Consider the following 12997-nt stretch of genomic DNA (forward strand, 5'->3'; position numbering starts at 1 on the left):
ATCGATAGCAGATACTATATGCGGGAGCGTCCACAAACAGTAGCGTAATGGATCTGCCCGAGCCCGTTCGATCGGCACTCGACACACTTCCGGCTCCACGCACAGTCGTGGTCGCCGTCGTCGTGTCACTGGGATTGATCGCCCTGCTGGTGACAGTACTAGTCGCGACCGGTGTCCTCGCACAACCGACCGTCGAGAGTATTGACAGCCAGTGGGGTGAGGCCACCAACGAGACAACACAGATAGAGACACAGGCCATCGTCGACAATCCCAATCCGATCGGGATACCCGGCGTCGTCTCCGTCGAGTACACGGCGTCGCTGAACGACATCGTCCTCGTGGACAACGAGAAGTCCGGGATCGGACTTTCTCCCGGGAAAAACACCATCGAGTTTACCGCCGCGATGGACAACGACCGGATCGCTGACTGGTGGGTCACACACATCAACGGCGACGAACGATCGACGATGACAATCGAGCCGACGGTGAGCGGGCCGGGAGTCAGTCAGTCGCTGCCCGATCAGACCTCTGACATCGAGACCGACCTACTCGCCGGTCTGAACACTGCCGAACCGCAGCCGGTCGGGACGAGCGACCGAGAGTACTTCACCGCCGAGTCGACCTCGGTCGAATGGGGCGAGGCGACGCCACAGGTGGCCCCCCTCGATATTCGGAGCATGCTACGAAACGAGCAACCGGTGCCGATTACGATCCGGGAGATCAGTTACGACGTCTCGATCGGCGGTGTCACGCTGGCCAACGGCAGCCAGGACGACGGAACGACGATCGGACCGGGAGAGAGCGGGGTCGTCGATCCGACGATCGACCTCGACAACTCCCGGATGGACGAGTGGTGGGTCAGCCACGTCGAAAACGGTGAACGATCGACGCTTTCGGTCGACGCGTGGGCGACGATCGAAGCAGGTGGTCAGACCGAGACAGTCCCACTGTCGATGTTTGCGACGAACGAAACCGTCGAGACGGATCTGTTGGGCTGACCCAACTGTTCCGCTGCTGTCGTCTAGATTCCTTCCAGCGGCGAGTCCTTCGACTCGGCGAGGCGTTCGAACTGTTCACCGGTCAGTTCGACCTCGGTCGCACCGAGGTTCTCCTCAAGCTGTTCGACGGTTCGTGCACCGACGATGGGGGCCGCAACCGACTGGTGGTGCATCAGCCACGCGAGACTGACCTGTGCCGGCGTGGCGTCGACTTCCTCGGCGACGGCCCGGACCTCGTCGACGACCTCGAAGTTCGCCTTGGTGAGGTAGTAGTCTTCCCAGCCCTCGTCTTCCGAGGCCGTCGAGTCCTCGGGCATGTCATCGCGGCTGTACTTGCCCGTCAGCACGCCCTGTCCGAGGGGGCTCCACGGGACGAGTTCGATCCCGTAGTCGGCACACATGTTCAGATAGGTGTCCTCGACCTCCCGGTTGACGAGATTGTACCGCGGCTGTGAGACGGTGAAGGGTTCGAACCCGTAGCGTTTGGCGATCTCGTTGGCCTTTGCGACGTGCCAGGCGTCGGGGACGTGTGTCGAGGCCCCGAGGAAGTTGACCTTGCCGTCCTCGACGACGCCGTTGAGCGTGCGCATCAACTGCTCGGCAGGTGTGGCATCGTCCCAGCGGTGGATGTACAGCACGTCGAGGTAGTCGGTCCCGAGGCGGTCGAGGATCGCGTCGACTTGCCGCCGGACGTGGGTCCGCGAGAGCCCCCTGAAGTTGGGGTTGTCCTCCCGTGTCGGCCAGTAGACTTTCGAGGCGATGACGTACTCGCTGCGATCACGCTCGGCGAGCCAGTTGCCGATCCAGCGCTCGCTGTCGCCGTCGCCGTAGATGTCGGCGGTGTCGATGAACCGTCCGCCACACCCCTCGTAGGCGTCGAGCAGTTCGTAGGCCCGTTCCTCGGTGATCTCGACCGAGTCCTGATCGGTCGTGCGGCCGAACCGCCAGGTCCCGAACGCGAGTTCGCTCACTTGCAGGCCGGTGCGTCCCAGGGGGACGTATCCGAGTTCCATACGTACACGCGGGGTGGCCCGGGCTTGAAATTTCTGCCCGCTTTCGACCCTGAATTGCGCCGCAAAACGGGCCGTCTGACAGCGATCCGGAAGTGGAAAGCGTTATCAATTGCTGTCTGTGTTTGGTAATTAATGTCCGACCGTTTCGACGTGGTCGTCGCCGGGGCCGGCCCGGCCGGCGCGCAGGCCGCACGCGACATCGCCGCGAGGGGGTACGATGTCGTCGTGCTGGAGACCGAGCCCGAATCGGAGTTCCCGCGACAGAGCAACAAGTCGACCGGGGGGACGTTCCCCTCGATGCTCACCGCGTTCAACGTCCCCGACGACGTCGTGATGCAGTTCACCGACAGCGTCGTCCTCGAATCGCCGAACCACCACTTCGAGCAACCGCAGGCCGGAGCCGTCCTCGAGTTCGCCGACTTCAAAGAGTTCCTCGTCGAGGTCAGCCGAGCGAACGGTGCCGAATACCGCTTCGACGCCCGCGTGTCCGGCCCGATCATGGAGGGCGGAGAGATCGTCGGCGTCGAGTACAACGGCGATCGGGAGGTCTACGGCGACGTGGTGATCGACGCGACCGGCCCGGCGGCCCCGCTCGCCAAGGCGCTGGGCGTCACCAACTTGCAGCGCGAAAAGCAGGCGATCGGGATCGAGCGGGAGTTCGAGGGCGTCGACCTCGACCATCCCGGGTACGCCGACCTCGAGGATGCGATGATGCTGCGACTCGATCACGAGTACGCACCGGGTGGCTACTCCTGGATCTTCCACACCGGCGAGGACACCGCCAAGGTCGGGGTCTGTTACATCCAGAACGAACAGTACCAGCAGTACGCCGACGGCGATCGGACCATTGACGGCTACCTCCAGCACTGGCTGGAAACCGACCCCCGGTTCGAGGACGCTGAGCCGATCGAGGGGACCCAGCACCGCGGGTCGGCCCACATCCAGTCGCCCGGCGAGTTGAGCACGGACAACTTCGTGGCGATCGGCGACACCGTCCCGACGATCGACCCGCTGTGGGGCGAGGGGATCAACAAGGGGATGCAGTCGGCCCGCGCCGCCGCGATCGCGGTCGATCACTGCCTCACGCCCGACGAACGGGACACCTCGGCCGACAACATCTCCGTCTATGACGACCTGTGGCACGAGACCGTCGCCCCGGACATGGACTCGCGGCTGTTCATGACCCAGTTGATGTATTTCGCGCCCAACGAGCGCTACGATCGGTTCATGCGCGACCTCGATCGACTCGACCTGCAGACGATGCGCCGGGCCAACGAGGGCAGCTGGCGTGCGATCTCGAAGCTACTGCATCTCGACGACGTGCCGCTGCTTGCGAAGTTCGCCGGTCACTACCTGCGGACGTAGTGTTTTTCGACAACTAGGGAACGATCCCCAGCGGCTACCGTCAGCGTCCGCGCTGATCCCGCTGAGATAGTGAACTGCCTCGGGGCATTCGCCTCGACAGCCTGTAACTCGTTGCGTACACCAAAAGAAAGCCGCTCGTTCGAAACGCAGTGCGGTTGCGGTGGCGGTACGGTAGGTCGGCAGGGAATGCACCCGCTCGCGCCCGACCGGACGCGAGCGGCCTTTTTCCCCAAGTTTTTACGCCGGAGTGGTCCGCTGCGCGCCGACAGGCGCGCATGCGAGACCCGACGGCGTAAAAAGTGGGTTTACATCGCGCCGCCCATACCGCCCATACCGCCCATGCCGCCCATGCCGCCGCCCATACCGCCGGGGCCGCCGGCACCGGGTCCGCCTTCATCTTCGTCGTCGTCACCGGCGCCGCCCTTGAGGTCGCCTGCGGCGATCACGTCGTCGATACGCAGGATCATCACGGCGGCTTCGGTCGCGGACTCGACGGCTTGGGTCTTGACGCGCAGCGGCTCGACGACGCCGTCGTCTTCCATGTTGACGAGGTCGCCGGTGTAGGCGTCCAGTCCAATAGTCGTGTCGCCGGCGTCGTGCTGGCTGCGCAGATCGACCAGCGAGTCGATCGGGTCCAGCCCGCCGTTCTCCGCGAGGGTGCGCGGGATGACGTCGATCGCGTCGGCGAACGCCTCGACGGCGAGCTGCTCGCGGCCGCCGACGGAGTCGGCGTAATCGCGCAGACCGAGCGCGAGCTCCGCCTCGGGAGCGCCGCCACCGGGGACGACCTTGCCGTCATCGAGCGTGACCGCGACGACGCCCAGCGCGTCCTCGACGGCGCGTTCGACCTCGTCAACGACGTGCTCGGTGCCGCCGCGCAGGATCATGGTCACGGCCTTGGCGTCCTCGACGTCCTCGACGAAGATGCGCTCGTCGCCGGCGATCTCCTTCTGGGAGACCGAGCCCGCGAAGCCGAGATCGTCTTCGCTGACGTCGTCGATATTGGAGACGATCCGCGCGCCGGTCGAGCGCGAGAGCGCCTTGATGTCGGATTTCTTGGCGCGACGGACCGCGAGGATCCCCTCCTGAGCGAGGTAGTGCTGGGCCATGTCGTCGATCCCCTTCTGACAGAAGACGACGTCGGCACCGGCGTCGGCCAGCTTGTCGACCATCTCCTTGAGCTGTTCCTCTTCCTGATCGAGGAACTGCTGGAGCTGGTCGGGATCGGAGACGTTGACCTCGGCGTCGAGCTCGGTCTCCTTGACCTCGATCGCGGTGTCGAGCAGCGCGATGTCGGCGTCCTCGACGCTGTAGGGCATGTTCTCGTGGACGCGCTCCTTGTCCACGATGACGCCCTCGACGAGTTCGGACTCCTCGATGGAGCCGCCGACCACGGTCTCGACGTCGACGTTGTCGGTGTCGATACCCTCCTCGTCGGCGATCGACTGGATAGCGTCGACGATCAGTGCAGCGAGCGTGTCCTTGGCGGACTCGGCGCCCTTGCCGGTCATCGCGGTCTCGGCGATGGACGCGAGGATCTCGGTGTCGTCCTCGTCGACCTCGATAGCCATGTCCTCGAGGATCTCCTTTGCCTGTTCGGCGGCCTGGCGATACCCCTGCGCGAGGACGGTCGCGTGGATGTCCTGATCGAGCAGGTCCTCGGCCTTCGTGAGCAGTTCGCCGCCGATGACGACGGAGGTGGTCGTGCCGTCGCCGACCTCGTCCTCCTGGGTCTGGGCGACCTCGACCATCATGTTCGCGGCGGGGTGCTCGATGTCCATCTCGTCGAGGATGGTCACGCCGTCGTTCGTGACGACGACGTCGCCCGTATCGGAGACGAGCATCTTGTCCATCCCCTTCGGACCGAGCGTGGTCCGAACGGACTCGGCGACGGCCTTCCCGGCCGTGATGTTCATCGACTGTGCGTCTTTCCCGGATGTCCGCTGGGACTCCTCTGAGAGTACGATGAGGGGCTGGTTACCCATCTGCTGAGCCATAGTCAAGCGTCGATTGAATGTGATTCTATATAAGCCTTTCCTTGGAAGGCGAGAATCCGCATTTTCGGAGCCGGTCCCGAAGATATGTGAACAATTGCCGAGCGGGTGTATAAGCGCGAGCGCGATCAGAAGACACCGTGATCCTCGAGGACGGTCTGTAGTTCGGCCATCGAGGAAACGACGACGTCACAGGCGTCTTTGACCGCGGGTTTGGGGTCGTATCCGATCGCGAGGCCGGCGGTTTCGAGCATCGGCAGGTCGTTCGCGCCGTCGCCGACGGCGACGGTTTCCGAGCGATCGAGGCCGAGATCCGAGGCGACCTGATCGAGTGCTGTGTCCTTCGTCCCTTCGATCAGCGGTCCCTCGACCTCGCCAGTGAGCCCGCCGTCGCGGAGGGGAAGCCGGTTTGCGACGATCGTGTCGACCTCGGTGCCGGCCGAATCGAGCGCTGTCGCCACACCCCGCTCGAAGCCGCCGGTGAGAATCGCGGTGTGAACGCCGGCCGCATCGAGCGCGTCGATGACCGCCGCGGCACCGTCCCGGAGCTGGACCTGCTGGAAGGCCGCCTGTGCGCGCGCTTCGTCGAGCCCCTCGAGCAGCGCACACCGCTTTCGGAGGCTTTCGGCGTAGTCGATCTCGTCGTTCATCGCCCGCTCGGTGATCTCGTCGATTTCGTCGGCGACGCCGCACTGTTCGCCCAGCAGAACGACCATCTCCGAGTCCGAGAGCGTCCCGTCGAAGTCGAAGGCTACGAGCATGCCGGTGTTTCGGGGTGGGGGGTCACAAACCCCCCGGTTCGATCCGATAGCTACATCCAGGGCGGACGGCCAGCAACGAACGGACAGATGACCGACGTGTCGGTTCGAACGGCCGGGCCGGACGACGCCTGTCGGTCATTTCCTCGCGCACGGGGTTCTACGAGTCGCAGGGCTACGTCCGCGGCGAAGGCCGGACGCGCGAGATAGACGGCGTCGAACTCGCGTTCGTCCTGCTGGAAAACCGCTCCGCCCCTGACAGCCTGCCCGAAACTCCCGTCAATCGCTCCGAGGTCGGTGTCGGAACGGAAGATTGTGCCTGAACGACGCCGCTATATCGCCCGTATATTATCACATTCGATAATTCGACCACAAGATATTTGTATAAGTGACGCCCAGAAACTGGTAGTGGCACCGCCCCACCGGTGCCATGATCCTTTCCCCCCACCCCCACCCCCACCCCACCTACTTTCGGAGGTCAACTCCCCAGGAGCACCTGTAGCGGATCCTCGAACGACAGGGATTCCTTTCCGGGCGCATAGTCGCGATACTGTCGACGCACGCATTCCCCGGATTGATTCTGCTCTGTTATGCGTTCACAAACCAATAAGCATATATGCTGTCGTGCTATACCATCACACGCATGGCCTCAGCACCGAGCGACGATATGTTTGACGAGTTCCTGTCGCAGCGTGGCCACAACATGGATTCCGCCGGCTGGGAAGACAGCTACAACAAGAAGCAGTGTCCCGAATGTGGTGGGCTCCACGACAGCGACGCCGTAGAGTGTACAATCTGCGGCTGGTCGCCCGCTCGGTGACGGTTCGCGTTCTCGCCGGTTTTCGAAGGCGTGTCTTCGCTCGCAGGCGCGCCTGAGGGACGATGACATCCTCCCCGGCTTGAACGCCGGGGTTTCCTCCGTTGGAGTCTCAGCCGGTCTGTGATTCCCCGGAGGCAACATTCCCGTTGTGGTGGACGGTACTCGGGTCTGTGCGCTGTTCTTTGGGACTTTCGTGAGGGTGTGGTGTCCCCGACCAGTTGTGGTCGTCCCACTCGAACCGCACGGGCCGTGCCATCGGCCTGACTTCTTTGCTCGTATGCCGCTTCAGGAACGTTTCTGACGCTGTAAGGTCTGCGTGCCCCTCGAATCCACACGGACAGGTGAGCGTGTCCTGATGCCGTGTCGTTCGGTCTGTCGAACCGCATTGCGGGCACTCTTGGCTGGTCCAGGCTTCCGACCGGACTTCCACCGAGATGCTGTATTCTTCGGCGGTACACGCCAGTCGCTCAGTGAATTGCTTGAACGCCCAAAAGTTGTGCGTCTTGGCGTTCGTCTCGACCGACCAGTGCGTTTCGAGTACGTCGGTCAAGCCACCGATATACACCGTGTCCACGCCCTCGGCGTACAGTCGTTCCAGTAGGTCACGGCACAGTGCTTCTTGAGCGTGGTCCCGGCGACGAGTGCGTTTCCGGTACAGCCGCCGGATACGCTCGCTACTGTACCTGCCTTCCCGTAGTTTCGACTGCAACCGGGCGATTTCTCGCGTCGTGTCACGGAATCGCTGGAACAACTCCCGGCCCTCGTACAGGTATTGCTCGCCGGTCGTGGTGGTACAGGCAACGAGATTGTTCGCACCAATATCCAGAGCGGCCTTCTCTGAGGCCAGTGGAGTGTCCCGTGCATCATCAGAAACAGTCACGGGTTGCGAAGCCCGGAAGGTGCAATCAGTCTCGTCGTACCACAGTTCCAACCGGCTCTGGTCGTCGTAGTCAGGCCAGTTTGGTTCACCAACGATTTCCAACCGAAGACGGCTTTTCGGGCTGTTGTGCCTGTCACGGAGTTCTTTTCCGACAACCATCTCAAGCCGGGAGCGGTCGCCCCACTCGACGGTGTATGCGTCCTTTCGGACGACGCCTTTGAGAACACGTCCGTCGTCCTCGTTACCACGGAACCCCGGCGGTTCGGGGTGTTCCGTAACCGACGTGTTCGACTCGTCGTGATACGCCTTCTTGTTCTCGAAGAACCCGCGCCACGCTTCGGTGTTTGCTCGCCGGACAGTTTGAGCGGTGGACGCGCCGAGAACGCCTTTGTATTTCCCTTCGAGTCGGCCTGTATCGGCATCCCACACGTCGCCCTCAAAACCGTCTTCGTCGTTGTAGCGCATGAGGCGTTGGTAGTTGATTTCGTTCCAGAGAGCGGAAGAAGCGTCCAACAAGTCCCGTAGCACCTGCTCTCCATCGTCGGAGAGGGGTCGCACGGCAAACGTGTTGGTACGCTTCATGCCACAATTCTTTTCACGTCTTCGCGTCAAATAAGTCTTGTGAGACATGACCGTTGACACACCGCTTACGTGTTACATCTGTGGAGAGACTGATGATTGGACGACCGTTGATTTGATTGGTTGTTTCGAGGACCGGCAGGCCGCAGGAGAGCGGTTTGAAGAAAAGCATGGGAAGAAGCCGGAAAGTTATCTGTTCGTCTGCCCTGAGTGCAAAGAGGAGAACCCGCACCATGCCGAAAACTGCTACGAGAAGTACGGGAGAGTCGAATGAGGCCAGCAATTGACCTCTCTCACGGATTGCATGGCCGTCTGAAAGATTACGCGGAGGCGAATGACTTGGAGCTTTCAGAAGCGTATGCAGAGGTGTTAGAAGCAGGTCTTGAAGCGTTGGAGACTCAAGACCAGCAGTAACGCGGTGGTTTCTCATTAGAGCTTACGCGATTCACGCCCGGCCTGAAGGCTGGGATTCTCTCGCTGTCTCAAGATAGCGGCGTCGCTCTCGGAGTGATCACTGTCGATCTACCGGTGTGACCGCACTCGTACCCGAAACAGACGTACAGTAGTCACTGGGACCTGTAGCGTCGATAAAAACGGAATCGCAATAAAGCGATAGTGCGAAATCTACTGCCGAACGACGTTGGTCGCTCGCGGACCCTTGGGGGCCTGTTCGATGTCGAATTCGATCTCCTGTCCTTCCTCGAGATCCGGACCGCCAACGTCTTCCATGTGGAAGAAAACGTCCTCGTCCGCGTCCTCAGTCTCGATAAAGCCGTAACCGCCTGTGTCGTTGAAGAAGTCAACCGTACCGTTTGCCATTGCAACTATCTAGAAGGGAGGGGGATATGTAAGGCTTCCGAGGGTCCCGTTACCAAGGGCCCCGAGAACAGGACAACGCATCGTCGACACAGCGCTTGATCTGATCGGCGTCTGCCAGTCGTCTGACGGGCGGGAGAACGCACTCGCTGTCCGGCAGTTTCACTTTCAGTCCGCTTCCCTGGCGTTTATGTCCGATCCCGACCCAACTGGGAGTGCTGTCACACGTTCCATCCTCCTCCCTCACACCTAACTGACCAGCGGCGCAACCGTCGGGTATGCTGTCGTTCGATGACGTACTCGCTGCGCGCGACCGGGTCGCCGAGACCGCGCGGCACACACCGCTGGATTACTCGCACACGTTTTCGTCGATGACGGGCGCGACCGTCCACCTGAAACTGGAGACCTTCCAGCGGACGGGCGCGTTCAAGATCCGCGGGGCGACGAACCGCATCGCGACGCTGAGCGACGCCGAGCAGGCCGCCGGAGTCGTCACCGCGAGCGCGGGCAACCACGCGCAGGGCGTCGCGCTCGCTGCCACGCGGATGGGCGTCGACGCCAAGATCGTCATGCCGGAACACGCCCCGGTCTCGAAGGTCGAGGCGACCAGGAGTTACGGCGGTGAGGTCGTCCTCTACGGCGAAGACTACGACGCTGCGGCCGAGCGCGCCCACGAGATCGAACGCGAGGAGGGTCGCACGTACGTCCACGCTTTCGACGACGAGATGGTGATGGCCGGGCAGGGCACCATCGGGCTGGAAATCTACGAGGACTTGCCGGAGGTCGAGACGGTCGTCGTGCCGATCGGCGGTGGCGGACTGATCTCGGGGATCGCAACGGCGCTCAAGGGCCGCGACGAGGACATCCGGGTGATCGGTGTGCAGGCGGAGGGAGCCGCGAGCGCCCCCGCGTCTCTGGAGAAAGGCGAAATCGTCGAACGCGACAGCGTCGAGACGATCGCGGACGGGATCGCCACCCGGAAGATCGGCGAGCGGACCTTCGAGGTGATCCGCGAGCGCGTCGACGAGGTCGTCACAGTCACCGACTCGGAGATCGCCGTCGCGCTGACGAAACTCCTCGAACGCTCGAAGACTCTCGTCGAGGGCGCGGGCGCGGTCCCGCTTGCGGCGCTGTTGGCCGGGAAGTTCGACTACGAGGACGACGAGATCATCGTCCCGGCGCTCTGTGGCGGGAACATCGATCTGAACGTCCTGACGACAGTGATCATGCGCGGGCTGATCGAGACCGGCCGATATCTGCGCTTGCGGACGGTCCTGAAAGACCGGCCCGGCGCGCTCGACCAGCTCGTCGAGGTGATCTCCGAACAGGACGCGAACATCTACGCGATCGAGCACGACCGCGCTTCCCGGGACATCGCGCTGAACGACGCCGAGGTCGAACTGGATCTTGAGACGAAAGGCCACGAGCACGTCCAGTCGTTGCTCGATGCGCTGGAGGCGAACGGCTACGAGATCGAAGTGCTGGTGTGACGATCGCATCGGTCAGCGCGATGGGTCTAGGCGGACCGAAGGAACCACGTGTCTCCGGCCCCCACCTTGAGGTAATGACCGTGAGCGAATCCGGAGCGCTCGACGTCGAGCGCATCCGCGAGGACTTCCCCGTGCTCGAACGCGAGTTCGACGGGACACCGCTCGTCTACCTGGACAACGCCGCGACGACCCAGACGCCGGAGCACGTGATCGACGCGATCTCCGACTACTACCGGGAGTACAACGCCAACGTTCACCGCGGACTCCACCATCTCAGTCAGGAGGCCTCGATCGCCTACGAGGAGGCCCACGACCGTGTCGCCGAGTTCATCGGTGCCGACGGCCGCGAGGAGATAGTCTTCACGAAAAACACGACCGAGAGCGAGAACCTCGTCGCCTACGCGTGGGGACTGCGCGAGCTCGGCCCGGGCGATACAGTCGTGCTGACCGAGATGGAACACCACGCGTCGCTGGTCACCTGGCAACAGATCGCCGAGCGAACCGGTGCGGACGTCGCGTACATTCGGATCGACGAGGACGGTCGCCTCGACATGGATCACGCGCGCGAGGTTATCGGCGACGACACCGCGATGCTGTCGGCGGTTCACGTCTCGAACACGCTGGGGACGATCAACCCCGTCGCCGACCTCGTGGACCTGGCCCACGATCACGACGCGCTGGCCTTCATCGACGGGGCGCAGGCAGTCCCGAACCGCCCGGTCGACGTTGAGGCCATCGACGCGGACTTCTACGCCTTCTCTGGACACAAGATGGCCGGCCCGACCGGGATCGGCGTCCTCTACGGCAAACGGCACCTGCTCGACTCGATGGAGCCGTTCCTCTACGGCGGCGACATGATCGAGAAGGTCACCTTCGAGGAGTCCCGATGGAACGAGCTCCCCTGGAAGTTCGAGGCCGGGACCCCTTCGATCGCCCAGGGGATCGCGCTGGCGGAGGCGTGTGACTACCTCGACGCGATCGGGATGGACCGGATCGCCCGCCACGAGAACGAACTCGCCCAGTACACGCTCGAACGCTTTGCGGAGTTTGACGACATCGAAACTTTCGGCCCGCCCGCCGGCGAGGAACGGGGCGGACTGGTCTCGTTCAACCTCGAGTCCGTCCACGCTCACGACCTGTCCTCGATTCTCAACGATTACGCCGTCGCGATCCGGGCCGGCGATCACTGCACCCAGCCGCTGCACGACAAACTCGGCGTCGCCGCGACCGCGCGGGCGTCGTTCTACGTCTACAACACGCGCGAGGAGATCGACGTGCTGGTCGAGGCGATCGACGACGCACGCCAGCTGTTCGGCTAGCAGGTCGAGTCTCGCCGGTCTCGGATAGCGAGCGTCGCTACGATCGGTCGTCGTCGATGCGCGGAACGGACAGCGTCACGGCTGTGCCGCTGAGCGAGCTCTCGGAAACGGAGAGGCGGCCGCCCGCTTTCTCGACGATCAGTCTGACGAGCCACAGGCCCACGCCCTCCGAGTGGGCGAGCACGTCCTCGACGTCGCCTTTGACGGCGGTCCGCTCGCTGTCCGGCAACCCCGGGCCGTCGTCCGCGACGACAACGCGTATCGCCTCGCTGTCGGCCGTCAGCTCGATCGTGACAGTCGCGCCCGGTCCGCCGTGTACGACTGCGTTTTCCAGCAGTTCGGTGATCGCAAACCCCAGTCGCGCGGGCACGAGCGTCCGCAGGTTCTCGGGGCCGTCGAACGCGATCGTCGCGTCCGGGTAGTCCGACCGGTACTGGGCACAGATGTCCGTGATCGCCCGCGAGAGGTCCTGCTCGACGCGGTGGTCGGCCGATTGTGCGGAGACGCCACGAAGCAGATTCGCCTTCTCCGCCAGCGTCGCCAGCCGGTCGGCCTTGCGTTCGAGGACTTCGAGGTGCGGTTCGACCTCGTCGGCGTCTCGGGCCGTCTCGACACGACCGCCGATGACGGTCGCGATGTTGCGCAGGTTGTGTCTGACGATCCGATGCAGGATACTCAGTTCTCGTGTCTGCTGGCGGAGTCGCTGTGTCGTCTCGCGCTGGCGTTCGTGGGCGCGTGCGGTCAGTCCGTAAACCAGCAGTGCCGAGATGACCACGAATAGCCCGCCCTTGGTCGCCTCGATTCGGAATCTGGTTCTCGGATCCGAGACGAACAGGTACACGATTGCGTCCGAAAACAGGATCCAGAGCACCCCGAACGCGAAGTACACGCCGGCGATCCGTCTCGCCGTCAACTCCGGCAACGACGGTGAGGGGAGGTCGTCGAACGGGGCCATCGACGTGGTG

The 12997-nt window shown here is 63.2% G+C and carries 12 protein-coding genes; 6 read left to right on the forward strand and 6 right to left on the reverse strand.

Features of this window, described 5'->3' with window-relative positions:
• The first annotated feature begins 47 nt into the window (after nt 1-47).
• Nucleotides 48-998, forward strand: coding sequence for an LEA type 2 family protein (locus HSR122_RS01240; RefSeq protein WP_229110864.1), 951 nt, complete (start codon nt 48-50; stop codon nt 996-998).
• Between the two features lie 23 nt (nt 999-1021).
• On the opposite strand, the gene HSR122_RS01245 is transcribed toward HSR122_RS01240, so the two are convergent.
• Nucleotides 1022-2011 (reverse strand): aldo/keto reductase, encoded by a 990-nt coding sequence (locus HSR122_RS01245; RefSeq protein WP_229110866.1) that lies wholly within the window; start codon nt 2009-2011, stop codon nt 1022-1024.
• A gap of 132 nt (nt 2012-2143) precedes the next feature.
• On the opposite strand from HSR122_RS01245, the gene HSR122_RS01250 reads away from it, so the two are divergent.
• Nucleotides 2144-3376: a digeranylgeranylglycerophospholipid reductase gene (locus HSR122_RS01250; RefSeq protein ID WP_229110867.1), complete on the forward strand. Its 1233-nt coding sequence runs from the start codon at nt 2144-2146 to the stop codon at nt 3374-3376.
• 305 nt (nt 3377-3681) lie between these two features.
• Here HSR122_RS01250 and thsA read toward each other — a convergent pair whose 3' ends face one another.
• Together thsA and serB are read right to left on the reverse strand one after the other, a co-directional pair.
• Nucleotides 3682-5361, reverse strand: a complete 1680-nt coding sequence (gene thsA, locus HSR122_RS01255) for a thermosome subunit alpha (RefSeq protein WP_229110869.1) — start codon at nt 5359-5361, stop codon at nt 3682-3684.
• A 137-nt stretch (nt 5362-5498) separates the two neighbouring features.
• A complete protein-coding gene (gene serB / locus HSR122_RS01260) occupies nt 5499-6131 on the reverse strand; it encodes a phosphoserine phosphatase SerB (RefSeq protein ID WP_229110871.1) in 633 nt (210 codons plus the stop codon).
• 640 nt (nt 6132-6771) lie between these two features.
• Here serB and HSR122_RS01265 point away from each other — a divergent pair.
• Nucleotides 6772-6948 carry an HVO_0416 family zinc finger protein gene (locus tag HSR122_RS01265; protein WP_229110873.1) on the forward strand — a complete coding sequence of 59 codons (177 nt, stop codon included), beginning with the start codon at nt 6772-6774 and terminating at the stop codon, nt 6946-6948.
• Between the two features lie 109 nt (nt 6949-7057).
• Here the strand turns inward: HSR122_RS01265 and HSR122_RS01270 are convergent, their stop codons facing one another.
• A complete protein-coding gene (locus tag HSR122_RS01270; protein WP_229110874.1) occupies nt 7058-8410 on the reverse strand; it encodes an RNA-guided endonuclease InsQ/TnpB family protein in 1353 nt (450 codons plus the stop codon).
• Between the two features lie 46 nt (nt 8411-8456).
• Between HSR122_RS01270 and HSR122_RS01275 the strand changes: the two genes are divergently transcribed.
• Entirely contained in the window at nt 8457-8681 is a 225-nt protein-coding gene (locus HSR122_RS01275; RefSeq protein ID WP_229110876.1) for a hypothetical protein, read from the forward strand.
• A gap of 350 nt (nt 8682-9031) precedes the next feature.
• On the opposite strand, the gene HSR122_RS01280 is transcribed toward HSR122_RS01275, so the two are convergent.
• Entirely contained in the window at nt 9032-9226 is a 195-nt protein-coding gene (locus tag HSR122_RS01280; protein WP_157513551.1) for a cold-shock protein, read from the reverse strand.
• A gap of 275 nt (nt 9227-9501) precedes the next feature.
• Between HSR122_RS01280 and ilvA the strand changes: the two genes are divergently transcribed.
• Together ilvA and HSR122_RS01290 are read left to right on the forward strand one after the other, a co-directional pair.
• A complete protein-coding gene (ilvA, locus tag HSR122_RS01285; protein ID WP_229110878.1) occupies nt 9502-10713 on the forward strand; it encodes a threonine ammonia-lyase in 1212 nt (403 codons plus the stop codon).
• Between the two features lie 80 nt (nt 10714-10793).
• Nucleotides 10794-12032, forward strand: a complete 1239-nt coding sequence (locus HSR122_RS01290) for an aminotransferase class V-fold PLP-dependent enzyme (protein ID WP_324254646.1) — start codon at nt 10794-10796, stop codon at nt 12030-12032.
• A gap of 37 nt (nt 12033-12069) precedes the next feature.
• Here HSR122_RS01290 and HSR122_RS01295 read toward each other — a convergent pair whose 3' ends face one another.
• On the reverse strand, nt 12070-12987 hold the full coding sequence (locus HSR122_RS01295) for a sensor histidine kinase (RefSeq protein ID WP_229110881.1): 918 nt from the start codon (nt 12985-12987) through the stop codon (nt 12070-12072).
• Nucleotides 12988-12997 lie beyond the last annotated feature (10 nt).

This window comes from Halapricum desulfuricans, from assembly GCF_017094525.1.
In the GTDB taxonomy this organism is placed as follows: Archaea; Halobacteriota; Halobacteria; order Halobacteriales; family Haloarculaceae; genus Halapricum; species Halapricum desulfuricans.

Excerpts from the sequence above, each read along its gene's own strand:
- HSR122_RS01295 (WP_229110881.1), bottom strand. The coding sequence starts at position 12,987 with ATGGCCCCGTTCGACGACCTCCCCTCACCGTCGTTGCCGGAGTTGACG.
- HSR122_RS01280 (WP_157513551.1), bottom strand. The coding sequence starts at position 9,226 with ATGGCAAACGGTACGGTTGACTTCTTCAACGACACAGGCGGTTACGGC.
- ilvA (WP_229110878.1), top strand. The coding sequence starts at position 9,502 with ATGCTGTCGTTCGATGACGTACTCGCTGCGCGCGACCGGGTCGCCGAG.
- HSR122_RS01250 (WP_229110867.1), top strand. The coding sequence starts at position 2,144 with ATGTCCGACCGTTTCGACGTGGTCGTCGCCGGGGCCGGCCCGGCCGGC.
- HSR122_RS01270 (WP_229110874.1), bottom strand. The coding sequence starts at position 8,410 with ATGAAGCGTACCAACACGTTTGCCGTGCGACCCCTCTCCGACGATGGA.
- HSR122_RS01245 (WP_229110866.1), bottom strand. The coding sequence starts at position 2,011 with ATGGAACTCGGATACGTCCCCCTGGGACGCACCGGCCTGCAAGTGAGC.
- HSR122_RS01240 (WP_229110864.1), top strand. The coding sequence starts at position 48 with ATGGATCTGCCCGAGCCCGTTCGATCGGCACTCGACACACTTCCGGCT.
- HSR122_RS01275 (WP_229110876.1), top strand. The coding sequence starts at position 8,457 with ATGACCGTTGACACACCGCTTACGTGTTACATCTGTGGAGAGACTGAT.
- thsA (WP_229110869.1), bottom strand. The coding sequence starts at position 5,361 with ATGGGTAACCAGCCCCTCATCGTACTCTCAGAGGAGTCCCAGCGGACA.
- serB (WP_229110871.1), bottom strand. The coding sequence starts at position 6,131 with ATGCTCGTAGCCTTCGACTTCGACGGGACGCTCTCGGACTCGGAGATG.
- HSR122_RS01265 (WP_229110873.1), top strand. The coding sequence starts at position 6,772 with ATGGCCTCAGCACCGAGCGACGATATGTTTGACGAGTTCCTGTCGCAG.